The sequence below is a fragment of the Phyllobacterium sp. T2-21 genome (assembly GCF_055378485.1).
Window position 1 is genome coordinate 3,424,553 of record NZ_AP027912.1, and the last position, 19,688, is coordinate 3,444,240.

18 protein-coding genes and 1 pseudogene are annotated in these 19,688 nt (G+C 57.5%); 8 read left to right on the forward strand and 11 right to left on the reverse strand.

What is annotated here, in order from left to right:
- Positions 1-125: 125 nt before the first annotated feature.
- A complete protein-coding gene (putA, locus tag ACZ5FP_RS16990) occupies positions 126-3,218 on the reverse strand; it encodes a bifunctional proline dehydrogenase/L-glutamate gamma-semialdehyde dehydrogenase PutA (protein ID WP_464661363.1) in 3,093 nt (1,030 codons plus the stop codon).
- 110 nt (positions 3,219-3,328) lie between these two features.
- On the opposite strand from putA, the gene ACZ5FP_RS16995 reads away from it, so the two are divergent.
- Positions 3,329-3,790, forward strand: a complete 462-nt coding sequence (locus tag ACZ5FP_RS16995) for an Lrp/AsnC ligand binding domain-containing protein (RefSeq protein WP_105731999.1) — start codon at positions 3,329-3,331, stop codon at positions 3,788-3,790.
- A 340-nt stretch (positions 3,791-4,130) separates the two neighbouring features.
- Here ACZ5FP_RS16995 and ACZ5FP_RS17000 read toward each other — a convergent pair.
- Together ACZ5FP_RS17000 and ACZ5FP_RS17005 are read right to left on the reverse strand one after the other, a co-directional pair.
- Positions 4,131-4,217: pseudogene (locus ACZ5FP_RS17000) on the reverse strand (DUF2333 family protein); the annotation flags it as partial.
- A gap of 398 nt (positions 4,218-4,615) precedes the next feature.
- Positions 4,616-5,740, reverse strand: coding sequence for a DUF2333 family protein (locus ACZ5FP_RS17005; RefSeq protein ID WP_426137175.1), 1,125 nt, complete (start codon positions 5,738-5,740; stop codon positions 4,616-4,618).
- 253 nt (positions 5,741-5,993) lie between these two features.
- Here ACZ5FP_RS17005 and ACZ5FP_RS17010 point away from each other — a divergent pair, with 253 nt between their 5' ends.
- Both ACZ5FP_RS17010 and ACZ5FP_RS17015 read left to right on the forward strand, forming a co-directional pair.
- On the forward strand, positions 5,994-6,743 hold the full coding sequence (locus ACZ5FP_RS17010) for a M12 family metallopeptidase (protein WP_464661364.1): 750 nt from the start codon (positions 5,994-5,996) through the stop codon (positions 6,741-6,743).
- Between the two features lie 376 nt (positions 6,744-7,119).
- A complete protein-coding gene (locus ACZ5FP_RS17015) occupies positions 7,120-7,614 on the forward strand; it encodes a hypothetical protein (RefSeq protein WP_464661365.1) in 495 nt (164 codons plus the stop codon).
- A 61-nt stretch (positions 7,615-7,675) separates the two neighbouring features.
- On the opposite strand, the gene ACZ5FP_RS17020 is transcribed toward ACZ5FP_RS17015, so the two are convergent.
- From ACZ5FP_RS17020 to ACZ5FP_RS17040, 5 genes are all read right to left on the reverse strand, one after another.
- Complete coding sequence (locus ACZ5FP_RS17020) at positions 7,676-8,959, reverse strand: DUF6638 family protein (protein WP_464661366.1); 1,284 nt, start codon at positions 8,957-8,959, stop codon at positions 7,676-7,678.
- Positions 8,959-10,869: an AAA family ATPase gene (locus ACZ5FP_RS17025; RefSeq protein WP_464661367.1), complete on the reverse strand. Its 1,911-nt coding sequence runs from the start codon at positions 10,867-10,869 to the stop codon at positions 8,959-8,961. The genes ACZ5FP_RS17020 and ACZ5FP_RS17025 overlap by 1 nt, the downstream gene beginning before the upstream one ends.
- Before the next feature lie 12 nt (positions 10,870-10,881).
- Entirely contained in the window at positions 10,882-12,033 is a 1,152-nt protein-coding gene (locus ACZ5FP_RS17030) for a hypothetical protein (RefSeq protein ID WP_464661368.1), read from the reverse strand.
- Positions 12,033-13,121: a hypothetical protein gene (locus ACZ5FP_RS17035; protein ID WP_223612544.1), complete on the reverse strand. Its 1,089-nt coding sequence runs from the start codon at positions 13,119-13,121 to the stop codon at positions 12,033-12,035. Before ACZ5FP_RS17035 ends, ACZ5FP_RS17030 begins: the two co-directional genes overlap by 1 nt.
- A 123-nt stretch (positions 13,122-13,244) precedes the next feature.
- The gene (locus ACZ5FP_RS17040) at positions 13,245-13,835 is read right to left on the reverse strand and encodes a thymidine kinase (protein WP_223612543.1); all 591 of its coding nucleotides are present in this window, start codon (positions 13,833-13,835) and stop codon (positions 13,245-13,247) included.
- A 190-nt stretch (positions 13,836-14,025) separates the two neighbouring features.
- Between ACZ5FP_RS17040 and ACZ5FP_RS17045 the strand changes: the two genes are divergently transcribed.
- From ACZ5FP_RS17045 to ACZ5FP_RS17065, 5 genes are all read left to right on the forward strand, one after another.
- Positions 14,026-14,967: a choline ABC transporter substrate-binding protein gene (locus ACZ5FP_RS17045; protein WP_464661369.1), complete on the forward strand. Its 942-nt coding sequence runs from the start codon at positions 14,026-14,028 to the stop codon at positions 14,965-14,967.
- A 79-nt stretch (positions 14,968-15,046) separates the two neighbouring features.
- Positions 15,047-15,889, forward strand: a complete 843-nt coding sequence (gene choW / locus ACZ5FP_RS17050; RefSeq protein WP_105731991.1) for a choline ABC transporter permease subunit — start codon at positions 15,047-15,049, stop codon at positions 15,887-15,889.
- Complete coding sequence (gene choV, locus ACZ5FP_RS17055) at positions 15,886-16,929, forward strand: choline ABC transporter ATP-binding protein (RefSeq protein ID WP_346307482.1); 1,044 nt, start codon at positions 15,886-15,888, stop codon at positions 16,927-16,929. Before choW ends, choV begins: the two co-directional genes overlap by 4 nt.
- A gap of 79 nt (positions 16,930-17,008) precedes the next feature.
- Positions 17,009-17,308 (forward strand): toxin-antitoxin system TumE family protein, encoded by a 300-nt coding sequence (locus ACZ5FP_RS17060; protein ID WP_464661370.1) that lies wholly within the window; start codon positions 17,009-17,011, stop codon positions 17,306-17,308.
- Complete coding sequence (locus ACZ5FP_RS17065; RefSeq protein ID WP_464661371.1) at positions 17,289-17,639, forward strand: HVO_A0114 family putative DNA-binding protein; 351 nt, start codon at positions 17,289-17,291, stop codon at positions 17,637-17,639. Before ACZ5FP_RS17060 ends, ACZ5FP_RS17065 begins: the two co-directional genes overlap by 20 nt.
- Before the next feature lie 13 nt (positions 17,640-17,652).
- Here ACZ5FP_RS17065 and ACZ5FP_RS17070 read toward each other — a convergent pair whose 3' ends face one another.
- From ACZ5FP_RS17070 to ACZ5FP_RS17080, 3 genes are all read right to left on the reverse strand, one after another.
- Positions 17,653-17,919: a hypothetical protein gene (locus ACZ5FP_RS17070; RefSeq protein ID WP_288192665.1), complete on the reverse strand. Its 267-nt coding sequence runs from the start codon at positions 17,917-17,919 to the stop codon at positions 17,653-17,655.
- An 83-nt stretch (positions 17,920-18,002) separates the two neighbouring features.
- Positions 18,003-18,836, reverse strand: coding sequence for an ABC transporter ATP-binding protein (locus ACZ5FP_RS17075; protein ID WP_223612539.1), 834 nt, complete (start codon positions 18,834-18,836; stop codon positions 18,003-18,005).
- Complete coding sequence (locus ACZ5FP_RS17080) at positions 18,833-19,687, reverse strand: ABC transporter ATP-binding protein (RefSeq protein ID WP_288192664.1); 855 nt, start codon at positions 19,685-19,687, stop codon at positions 18,833-18,835. Before ACZ5FP_RS17080 ends, ACZ5FP_RS17075 begins: the two co-directional genes overlap by 4 nt.
- Position 19,688: the final 1 nt, after the last annotated feature.

Below are 19,688 nucleotides of genomic sequence, written 5' to 3' on the forward strand. Positions count from 1 at the left end.
TTAGGGTTGCGCCCTATTTATCGGTTACCATTCTGAATACGCCAAATAGCATCGTAGAAGCGAATTGGGGATAGTGAGTGCCCCACTATCCCCAATCGCGCATCTGATTTCAGCCGTTTTCCCGCTTATTCGCCCATGGCGATGAGGCTGGCATTGCCCCCGGCCGCAGCCGTGTTGACCGAGACCACCTGTTCCAGCGCAAACCGCGTCAGGTACGACGGACCGCCCGCCTTGGGACCTGTGCCGGAAAGACCCGAACCGCCGAAGGGCTGCGTCCCGACAACCGCGCCGATCGTGTTGCGGTTGACATAGACATTGCCGATGTCGAGCCGGTCGATGACTTTGGCGACCGTCGCCTCAATGCGCGTGTGCAGACCGAAGGTCAGGCCGTAACCGGTCGAGGCGATCTGGTCGAGCACCTTGTCCAGATCCTTGGCTTTCCAGCGCACCACGTGCAGAACCGGCCCGAACACCTCCTTCTCCAACGCTTCCGCATGATTGAGTTCAACGATATGCGGCGCAAAGAACAGGCCTTCGTCCGGTGCAGTACCGGCATAGCGAACCTTCTGGCTCTTGCGCATCGCGGCAATGTGGGCTGCGAGCATGTCGCGCTGCGTCTGATCGATGATCGGGCCGATATCGGTGGAGGCCAGCGAGGGATCGCCAAGCGTCAACTCACGTGCCGCGCCTTCGATCATCTCGAGCATGTTATCGGCGATATCCTCCTGCAGGTAGAGGATTCGCAACGCAGAACAGCGCTGGCCAGCAGAACGGAAGGCGGACATGACAACATCGTCGGCAACCTGTTCCGACAAGGCGGTGGCATCGACGATCATCCCGTTGAGGCCGCCTGTTTCGGCGATCAGCGGAACAATCGGGCCTTTCTTCACCGCCAGCGTGCGGTTGATGGCCCAGGCCGTGTCGGTCGAGCCGGTAAAGGCAACGCCGGCAATATCCGCATGGGATGTCAACGCCGCACCGACCGAGCCGTCACCCGGGACATAAAGCACGGCATCTTTCGGCACGCCCGCTTCGTGGAGAAGCCGGATGGCTTCATAGGCGATCAGCGGCGTCTGTTCCGCCGGCTTCGCCACCACGGTGTTCCCCGCAGCAAGGGCCGCCGTGACCTGACCCAGGAAAATCGCCAGCGGGAAATTCCACGGGCTGATGCAGACGAAGGCACCGCGACCGCGATGACGCAGCTTGTTGTCTTCGCCTGTCGGGCCGGGCATGGCCTTGTCGGTTGCAAACTGACGGCGCGCCTCGGCAGCGTAGTAGCGGCAGAAATCCACCGCCTCGCGAATTTCGGCAATACCATCATCGAGCGTCTTGCCCGCTTCACGGGAGAGAAGGTCCATCAGCAGATCACGATTGTTCTCCAGAAGGTCACCCGCCTTTTCCAGGGCCTTGGCGCGGGTTTCCACCGGAACACGCGACCACGAGACGAAAGCCCTTTTGGCAATGCCGACGGCCTTTGCCGCTTCGTCCGCCGTCGCAAACACAACCGTTCCGACGGTCGCGCCATTGACCGGCGAAATCACATTCTGGGCCTTGCCCGCAGCTTTCACGCCGTCGATCAGCGGAACAGCGTTGACCGTGCGGGATGCCTTGGCGATCCCGCTCAAAAGGGCGGCCAGTTCCTTGCGGTCACCCAGTTCCACGCCGGCCGAATTGGTACGCTTGCCATAGATTTTGGCAGGCAGCGGGATATGCGGGTGACGATAGCCTTTGCCGTCATTGAGCTTTTCCGCCGGGCGTACCAGCAGGTCCGCTATCGGTACATTGCTGTCACCGACCACCGACACGAAAGACGAGTTGGCGCCGTTTTCGAGCAGGCGGCGAACCAGATAGGCCAGGAGATCGCGATAGCCGCCAACCGGCGCATAGATGCGGCAGGCGATTTTCTCGTCCTTTTCCGTGATCTGCTTGTAGAGGCTTTCACCCATGCCATGCAGCCGCTGGAACTCAAAACCGGTCTTGTCGCCGCCGGCCATTTCCAGGATCATGGCGACCGTCAGCGCATTGTGGGTAGCAAACTGCGGGAATATGCGGGGCCGGGCGTCAAGCATGCGCTTGGCGCAAGCCATGTAGGACGCATCGGTTGCAGGCTTGCGGGTGAACACCGGGTAATCGGGCAGACCGCGCTCCTGCGTCCGCTTCACTTCCGTATCCCAATAGGCTCCCTTGACCAGCCGCACCATCATCTTGCGGTTGTGGCGCGCAGCCAGCCGGTCGATGTGGTCGATCACCTCAAGCGCCCGCTTCTGATAGGCCTGAATGGCGAGGCCGAATCCGTCCCAGCCGTCCAGTGACGGATCGGCAAAGACGCGGTCGATCACATCCAGCGACAGCTCAAGCCGGTCGGCTTCTTCGGCATCGACGGTAAAATTGAGATCGTAGGACTTGGCCTTCTGCGCCAATGCCAAGAGGTCCGGCACCAGTTCGGCCATGACCTGATCATGATGCGTGGCGAGATAACGCGGATGCAGGGCGGAGAGCTTGACGGAAATGCCCATGCGATCCGGCAGCTTCTTGTTGCCCGTGGCCCGGCCGATCGCGTCGATGGCATCGGAATAGGATTTGAAATAGCCGCGCGCGTCCTTGCGCGTGCGGGCGCCCTCACCCAGCATATCGAAGGAATGGCGATAACCCTTGGCTTCATTCGAGGCAGCGCGCTTCAGAGCATCCTTGATGGTTTCGCCGAGAACGAAATGGTGGCCGAGATAACGCATGGCCTGCTTGGTGGCGGTGCGGACCGTGGGAAGGCCGATACGCTTGACCAGCGAGGAAATCACCCCTTCCGGCGTCTCGCCCGGCTTGATCACCTTGGCGGAAAGGCCAAGCGCCCAGGCCGATGCCGATACAAACCACGTATCGCCGCTCGGCTCGTGCTCCGACCACTTGCCCTGCTTCAGCTTGTCCTCGATCAGCTTGTCCTGCGTTGCCGCATCCGGCACGCGCAGCAGGGCTTCGGCGAGAACCATCAGCGCCAGCCCTTCACGGGTGGACAAGCCATACTCGCGCAGGAAATCCTCGACACCGCCGATGCCACTCGCTTCCTTGCGAATCGTGGCGATGTATTTGCTGGCACGTGCATCGATACGGCGGTTGACGTCTTCCGGCAGGGCGATGGTTTTCAGCAAAGATGCCACCAGTTGCTGATCATCGACAGCATATGGCGCAGTAAAATCGTTTGAAGACGGCAATGGTCTGGTCATCAGGCTTCCCCTTATTGATTTTTCCCATATAATCTATTCCACTTGGTTCTTCTCACCAATGAACGCTCACAAAGCAGCGCAAAAAACTAAAAATATGGGGTATTTTAGAGATGAAAAACCTGGACAGCCTTGACCGGCGCATCTTGCGCGAGCTGCAGAAGGACGGGCGGCTCTCCAACACCGAGTTATCCGAGCGTATCAGCCTCTCGCAAACGGCGACCACGGAACGGGTCAAGCGTCTGACAAGGGACGGCTATATCCTTGGCTACACCGCCAGACTGTCGCCGAAAAAGCTCGACCGCGCAATGCTGGTCTTCGTGGAAATCAAGCTGGACCGCACTACCCCGGATGTTTTTGCCACTTTTGCGGCTGCGACACGGCGCAACCCCGACGTGATGGAATGCCACATGGTCGCCGGCGGTTTCGATTACCTGATCAAGGCGCGTGTCGCGGACATGGAGCACTACCGCCGCTTTCTCTCCGATGCCCTGCTGTCGCTGCCGGGCGTGCGCGAAACGCATACCTATGCCGTCATGGAGGAAGTCAAGGAAACCACACACCTGCCGGTTTGATCGACCTGCAACCGGATACCTATTGCGACACAACTCCCCGTTCGTTGCCGAACCGGTCGCACTTCATCATCAATGGACATGTTGAGGGCAAAGCAACAGCACCGGGCCAGCGGTGTATCGGAGGAGATGGGCTGCTCCGGCTGCGGCATCAGCCATGCTCTCAAACTTGGAGGTGATACGATGTGGTTTAAACCCTTCAGCATCACCCTGGAAATGAAAAGGATCCGGACTCACTGGCAGGTGACCATCCGGATCCGTTTCATGTAACCAGGAAAGAGGGTGGGCGAAAGCTCGCCCTCACTCCAAGGTCAAATATAGCATTTTACCCGCCCAAGTCCACTTATTGCTGCAGCACCTGCTTGATATCGATCAGGTTGGAACGCACGCGCAGGATATAAAAACCCATGGTTGTCAGATGGTTGGGCAACAACCATCCGCCCTCGTTGCCAAAAAAGTCAAGGAAACCGCATACCTGCCGGTTTGATCGACCTGCAACCGGGTACCTATCGCGACACAACTCCCCGTTCGTTGCCGAACCGGTCGCACTTCATCATCAATGGACGTGTTGAGGGCAAAAGCAACAGCACCGGGCCAGCGGTGTATCGGAGGAGATGGGCTGCTCCGGCTGCGGCATCAGCCATGCTCTCAAACTTGGAGGTGGAGCGATGTGGTTTAAACCCTTCAGCATCACCCTGGAAATGAAAAGGATCCGGCGTCACTGGCAATTGACCATCCGGATCCGTTTCATGTAACCAGGAAAGAGGGTGGGCGAAAGCTCGCCCTCACTCCAAGGCTAAATATAGCATTTTACCCGCCCAAGTCCACTTATTGCTGCAGAACCTGCTTGATATCGATCAGGTTGGAGCGCACGCGCAGGATATAAAAACCCATGGTTGTCAGATGGTTGGGCAACAACCAACCGCCCTCGCTGCCATTGGCGATGATCCATGGCGTTATGTTGAGTGCCGAACGGAGCTGTCCATCCATGCCATCCCACAGGGGTGCCAGATTCTTCTGCTGCACGACCTGCTTGAAGTCGACCTTTGCCGCATTCATCAGGCCGTAATAGGCGTAGAGCTGGCCATAGGCGAACCAGAACCGGTCATCCGCACGGGTATCGAACCAGCCATAATTGTTCTTCTCCGAGCGATCCTTCAGGATGGCGGAGGTGGAGCCGATATCATTGGCAATACGGTCGATGAACTGCATGAGATTGTCGGCACGCGCATCGAATACGGCATTGCAGGCTTCCAACTTCGAATTGAAAGTCCTGAGGTCTTTGACCGCCGAACGGTAATAGCTCGGGGTCGGCGTCTTGGGGCCAAAGGGGTTCAGGCCAAAATACCATGCATCCTCGGTGAACTGCAGATTGCCGCGGGCCTTCTGCAGATCATTGTCGATCTGCGATGTGCCGCGGATACGGCCAAGCGTGTCGACAAGCTCGACTGCCGTACGGCGTACGGCTGAGTTGATGCCGCGCTGGAACGCCGCCTTGTTGTCGAGGAAAGGCGTATCGTCCCACGACATGCCGAAGAAGCCGAGCTTGAACAGCAGCATGGAGGAAATCCAAGCATTCTGGTTCACGTTGAAATCGGTGAGGTCAGCCGTAACTTCGACAATGGCCGAACGGGCGCAGCTCTTGGGTGCCGTTCCGACGGCTTGCGCAGCAACCGGTTCGCCGGCGGCTACATCACGCTTGTCGAAATTATAGACGGCGACGTAGTCCGGATTGAAATTCGTCCAGACCTGCGTGACCCAGAAGAAATATCCGTAAAGCCCGACCCAGAGAATGAGTATCGCACCCACGACTGTCTTCAGGATCCAGCCGCGCTGGGTGTACCAGCGCCCTGCCCACAGGAACGGCCACAGGATGATACCGACCGCATAGCCGATGCCACGTCCGATCAGATAGAAAATCCGGCTGAAGAAGTTGATGACGGGATCGAGCATTGTGCATCCTTGCTAGGAGGTGAGACCGTAGAGCCGCCTGCGCAACCCTTCCTTGTCCTTCAAATAGGTTGTTTTGAGTATATCGACAACGTGTTCCTGATAGGCAAGGCTTCGATCTCAAATATCCAGCACTAATTCCCCCTGCATATTGGTAGGGGATGAGGCAAGAGATCCCCTACCAAAGTAATATTGACGGCCGCATCCGGTTGACCTCTTCATGAGCATCATTTGCGAAAGATCGAATGGAGTCCGCATGTCTCGTTTCCATCTTTTTATCGCAGCCTTCGCTGCCTGCAACCTGCTGATCGCAAGCGGCGCTAACGGGGATAGTGGCTGGACTTTTTCACTGGTGAGCGCTCGCAGCCCCAACCAGGAAAAAGGATATCCCCTCACCGCGGTTCTATGGCCGATAGCTCCCATACCGACTTGCTGGAATATGCAGCCCCAAACATTTAATCAATATGCAGTGCAGCGGGACATCGTAAGACAAGCGGTGGCTGACACATGGGAGGCTGCCTCGTCGATCCGCTTCACCGGATGGGATCGATGCGTGGGTGAGGTCCCAAACGGTGGAATTACAATCATTGTCAACGAAGAGGGTCCGGCAACTTACGGCTTGGGGACCCGATTGAAAAATTTAAATCCCGGCATTCAACTGAATTTCGAGTTCACACAATGGAGCCCTGGTTGTCAGAGGACAAAGGCTGACTGCATCAGAAAAATCGCCGTCCATGAATTCGGACATGCCCTCGGGTTCGCCCACGAACAAAACAGACCGGATACCCCACCAGGCGCGTGCGACCACGACCAAGGAGCGCAAGGTACCAATGGCGATCTGCTGGTTGGCGCGTGGGATTTGGTTTCTGTGATGAATTACTGCAATCCGAAATGGATCGGCGATGGCAGGCTCAGCGCAACAGATATCGAAATGGTGCAGCGCTTTTATGAAGAGCCGAACGCCAATACCGACATTGGGCCAAGCATATATCTATTGCTGAATTAGATCTTCTCGATTGGTTCATAATATAAAAAGGAGAATATTAATGGGAGCCCTAAGGTATATCACTATTTCAATACTATCCATACTACCCATCTCTGCGCACGCGGGATCAGGTTCAGGGCTGGTTCACAACGTTTACGCTTTTATCAACGGTATCATAATATTTACTGTAGACACCCATAACGATGCCCCTCCCTGCGGGTCTGGTGCGTTCAGCAGGGATTTTGCCTTTGATAGTACTACCCAAGAAGGAAAAAACAAATACGCCCTATTGCTCATCGCTGCTAATAGTAAGAAACGCATTACAGTTACTGGAGATTCTACTTGCAGAGTGTGGGGCGATCGAGAGACTGCCTTATGGTTCGTAATAGATTTTTAATTGTTTATTCAGATTACACTTGCAACAAGGAGTAGATTAACCGTTCACCTCAAGACCATACAACCGCCTGCGCAGCCCTTCCTTGTCTCTCCCATATTTGTTTTAAACTTAAGGCCATCATTTTTTCCTTACAAGTTTTGGAGAATACCAATGAGATATTTGAGGAATATAATTGTTAATTGCGCGGTTGTTTCGACGCTTGCAGCTTCAACATTTCCGGCACCCGCTGGCACGGGAGAGGGGTTGGTTCACGGAATCGCTGTCGTAAATACTGCCGTCGTCATCACTGTCGATACGCACGTGGATAAGCCAGTTTGCGATAAATACACCAACCAATTCGAGTTCGATGTAGGTACAGATTCCGGGAAAGCTTATCTTGCAACAGTGCTTGTCGCAGCAAATGCAAAAATAAGAATAAGAGTAATTGGAGCAGGCACTTGTGCTGCGCCTGCAGGACGTAGAGAGAATGTAGGCTACATAGAGACGTACTACTGATGTTTATTGATCAAGTGACAATGCATCAACCAATTCATGACCAGTAGCGTCCTGGCGCTCCCTACCCCAACCCATACAACCGCTTCCGCAGCCCTTCCTTGTCCTTCAAATAGGTTGTTTTGAGTATATCGACAACGTGTTCCTGAAAGGCGGGGTTCCAGCGGCCGTAATCGGCGTAGAAGCCCTGCTTGTTGAAGATGTACCGCGACAGGAAATCCCACGGGACAAAATCACTGATCAGCTGATTGACCAGCCACGCATCGGAATGGCTTGGGAGCGCCCGCACCACCAGAAAACGGCGCGTCGGGTCGATCTCGGAGAGGTTGATCTGCCCTGTCTGGGCAATTTCACGTTTCACGGCGTTCAGGAACGGCCACGTCCCGTCATGATTGATCAGACTGGCATTGGCGTGAATCCAGGTCTGCAGCCAGATGCGATCGATACCGCTCAGATTGCGTTCCGGTTCAAGCGTCCGGATGAGATGGCGGATGATCATCTCGCCGCGGTTTTCCAGATAGCCCGACTGCTCGATCCACGAGCCGCGCGGCAACTCGATACGCCCCGTCGCGGCAAGAAACTGGAACACCTGATCGGCGTCCTTGATCGAGATGTAATTGACCTGCCAGGGGCGCGAGCGCCGGAAACCGGGAGCGGCGGGATCGCCGATGACCGTTGTCGTATTGTCATCGACAAAGATATAGATGCCGCCGAAATGACTGGTCCAGAAGGCGCTGTGGCGGAACACCACCTTGTCGGGCACCAGTGAATTCTCGCGGATATCGCCGGTGACCTTGGCAAGTTCGACCATCCGGTTGATGAGATCGTCGTCGCGCCAGGTGTTCGGCTCGTTCTGCAGCCGGTCCACCAGCAGACGCAGTTCCGCCGCCTGCCCCATGACGTTTTCAGCGGAAAGGACGCGGAACTCGACCTGATTGATCGACAGCAGATCCTCGATGTCGTTGACGATGGAAACACTGTCCTCGATCTCGCCGAAGATCACATCCTTGATGGTCAGCGCGTTGATCGCCCGCGCATTGCTGCTGAAGAACTCGTACATCAGCTGAGACGTGTTGGAGAACTGCGTGTGAACCACCGGCAGCGTCGCCTGATCCGGCGTCAGAATGATGAAGCGGCGGTTGACGCCATTGGGATCGAGATAGGACGGGTCCTTCAGCTCAGCGGCGATTTCCGGCGAGAATCCCGTCCGGTCAATATTGAACCGCGTGAGTTCGGTTGCCTTGAAGCCAAAAGCCGTCAGTGCCCGGTTATAGCGTTCGATCAGATGCGGCTGGTCGATCGTCAGCAAACGCCCGTAGATCAGTTCGTTTTCGTAGAGAAGGTCCATCAGGCGTCCCACTGCCCCCGCGCTTTCAGGGCTTCCACTTCCCGGATCGCCCGTTCGCGCAGGCGCGCATCACGGACGATCTTTTCCACGGCGGCATCGTCCGACTTGTCGGCATAGCGGAATTCCGAATCCGCATACCGGTTGGTTTCCTGCAGCACCATCTCCATGGTGAAGGGCTTGCGCAGTTCCTCCACCATCGCCTTTTTCTCATCATAGGGCTTGTGCATGAAGGTCTCGGGTTTTTCGAACCATGCATCCGGCAGTTCGATGTCCATGGCGCGCATCTTGATCGCATCCGTCACGTTCTTGATGGCGCGGCCGGTGAAACGCGGCTCGCGTTCCTTGATCATGTGCAGATAGGTACCGATATCGGCAAGCGTTTCCGGCTCGCCGTTCTCGGAAATGAAGCGCTCATACACCGCTTTCAGCCCGTCTTCCTGCGGCTTCGACAATTGTTCATAGGCGGCATCCACGGCGCGTTCGATCTGCTGGTCTTCGAACAGCTTGTGTTCGCCGAGCGGAATCCTGTGGTTCTTGCCGGCGAGCAGCGCAAAGATATCGATGTAATCGTTGCGGGTCTGCGGCCCGTCCACCAGCCAGCGCGCTCCGGCGCGCTGGCGCAGCGCATCGTCGACATTCTCCGGATAGTTGGAGAACATGCCGAACGCGCAGTTGCCGCGCACCACGGTGGATGCGCCCGCAAACGCTTCCATCAGCACGCCGGTGATTTCCTGCTGGCCGGCAGACGCCCGGTCATCGGAACGCCGCGCGGCAACCTGATCGATATCATCGATGGTGCCGAAGCCGATCACGCGCGGATTGAGCACGTTGTTGACGAATTGCCGGCAGTTCTGTCCGGATTTTCCCTGATAGGAGGAAATCTGGTCGACGCCGAAATTCTCGTAATGGAAGGCATAGCCCGCCACCTGGCAGTAATCGTTGACGAGACCGGCAATCATCTGGATCAGCGTCGTCTTCCCCGTCCCCGGCGCGCCGTCGCCGATGAATGTGAACAGAAAGCCGCCAAGTTCAACAAACGGGTTGAGCTGCCGGTCGAAATCATAGGCCATCAGCATCTTTGACAGCTTCAGCGCCTGATATTTGGCAATGTGATTGCCGATGACTTCACCAGGCTTTTTGAAGGTCATCACCAAGGGCGTGCGTTTCTTGCCCGGCGCCACATCGAAGCCGTCAAGCGTGAAATCGTCGCTATCAAGACGCAGATGCGTGTCTTCAAAGCTGCCAAGCCCGTCAAAACGCCCCTTGCGCTGCAGCAGGCCTTCAATGGCCGCAGCAGCATAGGCTTTCGCCCGCGCCAGCATGGTCTGTTCATCGGCAGCACCGGCAATGGCCCTGTCCAGACCGCCGACGATCGATTTCAGTGCATCCTGCGCCGTATCGAAATTGAATTCCGGAACCGTCACGTCATTGGCGGCCTGGCTATCCGCTTCGATCAGCTGCGAGAGGTAGGCAGCGAGCGCAAAAGCCGAGACATAGGCGGCGGCGGACAAAAGCTTCTTGAAATGGCTGGCATCCTCCCCCTGCAGAGGCGCCGAGGCGTTGCGCGCCAGAAGGTTCTCCAGATCGCTCTGGCGGCCAAAAACATCGGCAACGGCCAATGCCACTGCCACGCCACGGCGCACCCGGAACAACAGGGTGTGCTGGGCAATGGACAGCATCTGGTCATCGGGACGCACGGCCTGGATCGTCCTGGTCAGGTCCACTTCACGCGTTGAGCGCAGACCGCCGGTCGAAACTGTCGAGACGAACCGCCGCCCGGTACCGGCAAGCTCGGTCCCGGATTTCGCATCGCCCGATTCCAGCACGACAAAACGCGTCACCATGGCCTGCGCCACCGGCAGATGCTTGGCGATGTCCTTCTCGTCGATGGTGGTCAAACCGACATCCATGATCGTGCTCCCCTAAATGTCGCTGATGACCTGGCCGTTGGACAGGATATGGGTTTTGAACCCGCTGAAAATGCGGCTGGCCTCACCCGAAGCATAGAGCGCCTGATAGGCCTCGTGCGGCACCAGCGCATGCTGTTCGTAGCTGCTGACGCCTTGCCGGGCCGCCTCCAGATCATCCGTATTGATGTAGAACTCCTCGCGCGACGGCTCCGAAGACCAGAGCCCGCGCTTGCCCGGCCGTTCCGCCTTGGAGAAAACCTCCTGCATGGTCCATGTCAGAAGCCAGGCATCTTCCGGCTTGCGCACGCGTTCCAGGACATCGGCAACCTTCTGGTTATGTTCGGTGATACCCGTCGTGTAGAACGGCCCGAGAACCACGCGCCGCAACTGCTTGGGGTGGAGTTCCGGAAAATCCGTGTCGAGGCTTGTCGCAATCGTGATCGGCGACAGCGAATAGGCCGAATTCTTGGCAGCGAAATCGTCAAAGCGCCGTGCCAGCTCCGGATTGAGCAGGCCGCCGACGGGCAGCGGTATCCGCACGCCGGGATTAAGCTTGCCATCCTTGCCCACAAGGGTTTCCACGAGGCCTTGCGACGAATCCTCGATGATCGCCATATAGATCAGCGGCAGGTTGGAAGCGCCGTCAAAGGCGCCCCAGTGCACCACGTAGAGCGGACGCATGGTCTTCGGATTGACCGAAACGCGGATGGTCACCGGCAGGATGAAAGGCGAGAAAACCTCTCCCTGCTCGACCCTTTCCAGATAAATCCGCTCCGCCATCGATTTCTGCAGATCGCGCGGAAATGCGCGGTGCCGCAGGATGAAATCGGCCATTTCATTGCGCAGCGCGGCCGCTGGCGGAATGGCTGCCAGCCGGGCCCTGGTGTCCCGCTTGTCGTTTTCCAGTTCCAGCACATTCTGGAAAACCGGAAAGCCGCTTTCGGCACGCGAAATCTGGAACCGGTCGGTGAAACCGATCCGGTTGCGCCAGCATTCGAAGGAGGCTTCCAGCCGCCGCAGATATTCCGATACGGTCTGCGCAACCAGATCGTGCTTGTAGAGCGGCGACTGCTGGTTGTTGAGAAAGATATCCAGCCCGTCCAGTGCAGCACGGATCGCACCGAAATAGCGTTCGGCGGCGGTCAGATCAGCATTCCCGGCCATTAATTCTGCACGTAGTCAGCGGAATTGTGTTTCTTCAGGACTTCCGAGAAACGGCGCGAGAATGCATCGTCGGCGAGCTTCTTGCGGCGCTGGATATCCTGGGTACTGACCATGTTCTTCTCGTGCATCTCGAGCAGGTCGCCAATGTGTTTCTGCGCCGCGGCCCCGACACCGGCCATCGTCTCTTCCGCCGCCGTATCGACCCGGCTGCCAAGGGTATTGATCTTGTGGGCCACGTCCTGCTGGGCCGCCGTCTTCAAGGAATCTTCCAGCGCCTTGTAGAGAACGATGCGCTGTTCCGTATCGATCGACAGCTTGTTGATCAGCGTGCTCTGCGCAGCGATCTGGTTGTTGAGCGAATCGACGAATGTCTGGAACATCGAGGTATAGCGTTCCAGCGTCTGGCTTTCCGCCAGGAGCTCCTGCTCCTTCGCCTGGCGCTCATTGTATTCCGTCGCCAGTTTCGAGCGGTCGCCTTCCAGCGTGGCACGGGTGCCCTGATCGGTGGAGGCGGCAATCCGGTTTTCAATGTCGAGCAGCAGCGGGTTCAGCTCTTCGATGCGCTTCTGCGTGGCTTCGAGTGTCGCCACTGCCGTCTTGCGACGCTCGATCACGTTGGAAAGGCTGGCTTCCGACGTCTTGTAGCGCGCATCGAGGATGGTCTTCTGCTCTTTGAGAATGCCAACGATCCGGTCGGACTTCGACAGCAGTTCCTGCAGATTGCCGGCCAGAGACATGTTGCGCACGCGATCCGTCCGCAGGCGCTGCATCTTGTCCTTGGAGAAAACGCCGACCAGCTTTTCCCAGCCGGAATAGCTTTTCATGCTTTCAAATTCGGAACCGAACACATTGGTCGCGTCTTCCAGACCGATGATCAGGTCGGCAATATTGCCTTCCATGACTTTCTGCTGACGCAGGACATCGTCGATGCGGGCATTTTCGATATCGAAGTCAGGATTTCCGATCGCAGCATCCGCCTTGGCGAACTTGTCGAGAACGACGCTGGACTGGTCAATTTTCGTCCGCATCTCATTGACCATGTTCCGGGTCTTTTCGATCTCGGTATCAAAGCTCTGCAAGCTCGCCATTGGTGTCTCCCCTAGATGCCCAAGATAAAATCATAAATATATCTGCCGTTCGAATATAGACACGGCATTTAACGAAAAAAAGCCTATAGAAAAATGACAGGCTGTATTAGGCCGGAACAAGCTCTATTGGTCCGAAACAATCCGCCCGGTTTCTTCTTCCCAATGCTTGCGGCAAAGCGAGACATACACGGATTTTTCGATGGATACCTGGTCTCCTTCAGTGATCGCCTTGCCCGTCGAATCGTGCCGGACCACCATGGTCGCCTTCGAGCCGCAATGACAGATGGTCCTGATCTCCCGCAGCGTATCGGCGATAGCCAGCAATTCGGCCGAACCGGGAAAGAGCTTGCCCTGAAAGTCCGTGCGAAGCCCGAAACACATCACGGGCAGATGCAGCCGGTCGGCAACGCGTGCCAGTTGCCAGACCTGGTCCCGGGTGAGGAACTGCGCCTCATCCACGAAAACACAGCTTAGTGCATTCGCGCCATGCGCCGATGCAATCCGGTCGAAAAGATTGTCCTCGTCACGGTAAAGCTCGGCGGCCGCCGTCACGCCGAGGCGTGAAGATATGACGCCGACGCCGTTTTCCGCATAATGCGCAGCCGTGAACATCATCGTCCGCATGCCGCGTTCCTGGTAATTGTAGGATGCCTGCAGCAGCATGGTGGACTTGCCGGCGTTCATCGTGGAGTAGCTGAAATAGAGTTTTGCCATAAGGGCGTTTAATCAGAGTTGAGGCCAGGCTTGAAGCCTCTCCCGTGCAGAGGGTGCAACTTTTGCCGGAATATCAACAACTGTCGCGAATTGACCGGATTTATGCGCGGCTATGCTTGAACCCCTGCGAAATTGGTGCTTGGTTCATGCCCTTAACAGCCGGTAGAAAACCGGAGAGGGAGAACAATCGATGAAAATGTTGACCAAACTGACCATTTCACTGGCTCTCACGCTGACCGCCGGCACCGCCTTCGCCGCGGAACCCGCGAGTTGCAAGGCCGTTCGATTCGCCGATGTCGGCTGGACCGACATTACCTCGACCACGGCAGCGGCCAGCGCCGTGCTCAAGGGACTGGGTTATTCCACCGATACGAAGGTCCTGTCGGTTCCCGTGACCTATGCGTCCCTTGGCAAGAAGGACATCGACGTATTCCTCGGCAACTGGACACCCAGCATGGCCGCCGACCTCAAGCCCTATCTCGACAACAAGACGGTTGAAGATCTCGGCGTGAACCTCACCGGCGCAAAATATACACTGGCCGTGCCGCAGTACCTCTATGACAAGGGCCTGAAAGACTTCAAGGATATCATCACGTTCAAGGACGATCTCGGCGGCAAGATCTATGGTATCGAGCCGGGCAATGACGGCAACCGCCTGATCCTCGACATGATCGCCAAGAACGCCTTCGGCCTGAAGGGCTTCGAGGTTGCCGAATCATCCGAGCAGGGAATGCTGGCGCAGGTTGCCAAGCAGACAAAGACCAAAGGGCCCATCGTCTTCCTCGGCTGGGCGCCGCATCCGATGAACACCAACTTCAAGATTCAGTACCTTTCCGGCGGCGATGATTTCTTCGGCCCCGACTTCGGCGGTGCAACCGTTCATACCAATGTTCGCGCCGGCTATACGACCGAATGCCCGAATGTTGGCAAACTTCTGGCCAATCTCAAGTTCGACCTGAAAATGGAGAATGAGATCATGGGCAAGATTCTCGACGATGGTGAAGACGGCCCGAAGGCAGCCTCCGAATGGCTGAAGGCCAATCCTGCCATTCTCGACACCTGGCTTGCCGGCGTGACGACGGTTGATGGCAAGGACGGTCTGCCAGCCGTCAAGAAGTCGCTCGGTCTTTAAGGCCTGCCGATATTGTCGCCCGGTGCACGCACCGGGCGATTCTTTCGCCTGATACTGCAACCGACAGAGGAATTTTCGCTTGGACTGGCTGACACAAGACAAGATTCCGGTAGGCAAGACGGCAAAGGCCGTCGTCGACTGGCTCACGAACAATTTCGCCGGGTTTTTCGATGGGCTCGCCTTCGTCATGCAGTCGTTCATCGACGGCCTCATGTTCGTCCTGAAATACCCGCACCCGCTGATCATGGTCGCCATCTTTTCCGCGGTTGCCTATGCACTCCGCCGCTCGATTGCCGTGACCCTGCTCACCCTGTTCGGCTTCCTGTTCATCCTCAATCAGGGCTACTGGAAGGAAACAATGGAGACGCTGACGCTGGTGCTCTCCTCCTGCATCCTGTGCATGGGCATCGGTGTCCCCGTCGGCATCATCGCAGCCCATCGCCCCCGGTTCTACGCGGCGATCCGGCCTGTCCTCGATCTGATGCAGACATTGCCGACCTTCGTCTATCTCATCCCGGCCATCGTGTTCTTCGGTATCGGCATGGTTCCCGGCCTGATCGCAACGGCGATCTTCGTTCTCCCTGCCCCGATCCGGCTGACGCATCTCGGCGTGTCCTCCACCCCGCAGCATCTGGTCGAGGCGGGCGAAGCCTTCGGCGCGTCGTCGCGCCAGCTTCTGTGGAAAATCGAGCTGCCCTACGCCATGCCGCAAATTCTGGCGGGCCTGACCCAGACCATCATGCTGTCCCTGTCCATGGTGGTCATTGCCGCCCTGGTCGGTGCCGACGGGCTCGGCGTTCCGGTTGTTCGTGCGCTCAATTCCGTCAACACGGCGCTGGGTTTCGAAGCCGGGCTTGTCATCGTGGTCGTCGCCATCGTGCTTGACCGTATCTTCCGTCCCGGCAAGGAGCCTGGTGAATGACCGCGATCACCCTCGAAAACGTCTGCATCATTTTCGGCAAGAAGACGGACAGCGCATTGGCGCTTGCCGACCAGGGCAAGAGCCGGTCGGACATCCAGGCGGAAACCGGCCATGTGCTCGGCGTCCACAATTGCTCGATCACCATTGCCGAAGGCGAAATCCTGGTGCTCATGGGCCTGTCCGGCTCAGGCAAATCCACGCTTCTGCGCGCCATCAACCGCCTCAACCCGATTTCGCGCGGGTCCGTCGTCGTGCATCACGGCGGCCGATCCGTCGATGTCGGCAAAGCGGACAAGAATACGCTGCGCGATCTGCGCAAGCATCTCGTCTCCATGGTTTTCCAGCAGTTCGGCCTTTTGCCCTGGCGCACGGTCGAGGAAAATGTCGGCTTCGGCCTCGAACTGTCGGGCGTATCCAAGGAAGAGCGCGCCGAAGCCGTGGAACAGCAATTGGCGCTGGTCAATCTCAAGGACTGGGCCAAGCGCAAGGTCAGCGAGCTTTCCGGCGGCATGCAGCAGCGTGTCGGTCTTGCCCGCGCCTTCGCCACCGGCGCACCGATCCTGCTGATGGACGAGCCGTTTTCGGCGCTCGATCCGCTCATTCGCACCCGTCTGCAGGATGAACTGCTCAGCCTGCAGGAACGGCTGAAGAAGACCATCGTTTTCGTCAGCCACGATCTCGACGAAGCGATGAAGATCGGCAACCGCATCGCCATCATGGAAGGCGGCCGCATCATTCAGTGCGGCACGGCGCAGGACATCCTGCTCAACCCGGCCGATGACTATGTCGCCGACTTCGTCGCCAACATGAATCCGCTGGGTGTGCTGACCGCCGGCGACATCATGGTGCCGCTGGACCGCAGCCGGCCCGCCAACCGCCCCTTCGCCGCAACGGCACGTCTGGCCACCCCCGTGCGTCAGATCATGCAGGCGGTGTCGAAAAATGGCGGCGATGTCGGCATTGTCGAGAACGGCGCCATTCTCGGCATGATCTCCGCCGACGACATCGTGCGGGGGCTACTAAAGCATCAGAGAAATTAGGTGTAAACATCACTAGAATTCGATGAAATGCATCCTGTCGATGGTGTGATTTACATCGATTTTTGATGATGGTACACTTATGGAACGAGCGAAAAGTCTCGTCTCGCGGCGAGTCTTCATTCATCAAGGCATATTTGCCGACCTTGTTGTCTGGCTCGTACCAAAGCCTCTGAGAGGCAGCACACACCGCTACAAATACCGTTTCGCTTTGGTTGCCAATAATATCTGCGTGCTACGGTATGACAACGAGGCCGGTGAAGGCAATCACAGGCATATTGGAGAAACGGAACTTCCCTACGCGTTTTCGACGATAGAAGCGCTTCTGGCGGATTTTAAAGACGATGTCGAAAGATGGCTCCATGAAAACAATCACCTTTAAGGTTCAGACGCTGGCGTCCGTCCTCGATGACGTTGAGATCGCCTGGAAAACAGGTGAGGCCGAGACGACACCCCAGTTCAGTTTTGTCACCTGGGAGGTCATGCACAAAATTCTGTCACCGAAGCGATTGGAGATTGTAAAGGTGATGGCTGGAGCAGGCCCTTTGAGCATCCGCGAAATCGCGCGCCGGGTTGAGCGCGATTTCAAGGGCGTTCATGCTGATGTGACGCTGCTTCTGAACGCTGGGGTCATCACCAAGACCGGAAATGGCAAGGTGATCTTCCCTTACGACAAAATCCACGTCGATTTCGAGATTTCAGCGGCAGCTTGAAGCTTCGACAAGTCTACTTGTCGTCGCCGTCCTCATCGTCATCGCCGCTTTTGCCGGCCGGTTGCCATGCATGCGGCGTGACTTTCTTCTGCGTGTTTGAATCGGTGAAGATCCACCAGCCCGCATCGGTTTCATCCCACTGGCCGCCGGTCGCCTTCAGGCGGTCCAGCGACCGGTACTGCGCCAGGGATTCGTTTTCCTGCCCGTCCTCGTCTTTCCAGAAAACCTGGACCTTGCTGCCGTCCTTCGGGGCAGTTGCAATCGGCTGACGTCCGCTCATAGCATTTCTCCCTGCCATTGCTGCTGTGCGTGGTTCGGCACGCACAGCATCTGCGCCATTAACGGACGAACCGCGCGCTAAAATCAAGCGGCGGCTTTTTTCTTCTCCAGACGGGCGCGGATGCTGGCGACATCGGATTTCGGCGTCGCCGCAAACAGCGTCTTGGTATAGCTGTGCTGCGGGTTCGAAAACACCTCGTCGCGCGTGCCGTACTCAACCACTTCACCGTAATACATCACCATCACCTCGTCGGCGATGTAGCGCACGACCGAGAGGTCATGGCTGATGAACACATAGGTCAGGTTGAATTCGTCCTGAAGATCAGCCAGCAGGTTGAGCACCTGCGCCTGCACCGAAAGGTCAAGCGCGGAGACCGGCTCATCGAGCACAAGCAGGCTCGGGCTCAGCATCAATGCACGGGCAATGGCGATACGCTGGCGCTGGCCGCCGGAGAACATGTGCGGATAGCGGTTGTAATGCTCCGGACCCAGGCCGACTTTCACCAGCATCTGCATGGCGAGTTCCCGCCGCTCCGCCGCCGTCTTGTTGGTGTTGAGCAGCAGCGGTTCGCCCAGAACCTCGCCGATCTTCTGGCGCGGGTTGAGCGAGCCATAGGGGTTCTGGAAAATGATCTGCACCTTGCGGCGCATTTCCGGCGTTACCCTGTCCTTGGCAATGTTGATGGGCTTGCCATCGATCAGCAGTTCTCCCTCCGACTGCGGATCAATCAGGGTCAGGATGCGGCCGAGCGTCGACTTTCCGCAGCCGCTTTCCCCGACGATGGCAAGGGTCTTGCCCTTTTCCAGCGTGAAGCTGACACCCTTGACCGCGCGCACCGTCTTCGGCTTGCCGAACAGGCCGCCGCTGACGTGGTAATCGCGGACAATGTTGCGCCCTTCAAGAACGATCTCGCTCATGTTGCTGCTCCTGCGTTGGCGGCTTCGTTCTTCATGAAGTCTGCGACCGTGGACAGACGGTCACCCGTCGCGTTTTCCGGCAAGGCGGAAAGAAGGGCGCGCGTATAGGGGCTCTTGGGTGTTTCAAACAGAGACAGCACGTCGGCTTCCTCCATCTTGCGGCCCTTGTACTGGACGATCACCCGGTCGGCCGTTTCCGCGACAACGCCCATGTCATGGGTGATCATGATCAGCCCCATGCCATGCTTGGCCTGCAGGCTGACCAGCAGATCGAGAATCTGCTTCTGGATGGTCACGTCGAGCGCCGTCGTCGGTTCGTCGGCAATCAGCAGCTTCGGATTGCAGGCGATGGCGATGGCAATCATGACGCGCTGGCACTGACCGCCGGACATCTGGTGCGGGAACGAGTTCAGCCGTTCCTCTGGCGTCGGAATACCGACCTGCTTCAGCAGTTCGATCGCCCGCGTGCGCCGGGTCCTGGCATCCATTTTCATATGGAAACGCAGAACTTCTTCCAGCTGGAAGCCAACTGTGAAGCACGGATTGAGGCTTGCCATGGGTTCCTGAAAGATCATCGCCACATCGCGGCCGACGATCTGCCGCCGCTGTTTGGTCGTCATCGTCAGCATGTCGTGGCCGTTGAAGACCATCTTGTCCGCCGTGACAGTAGCCGTGTTCGGCAGCAGCCCCATGACAGCAAGCATGGCAACCGACTTGCCGGAGCCGGACTCGCCGACAATGGCCAGCACTTCGCGGGCATCGACGTGCAGGTCGATCCCCTGCACGGCCATGAACTGACCCGAGCTCGTGTCGAATCCAACTGAGAGATTCTTGATTTCAAGCAGCGCCATG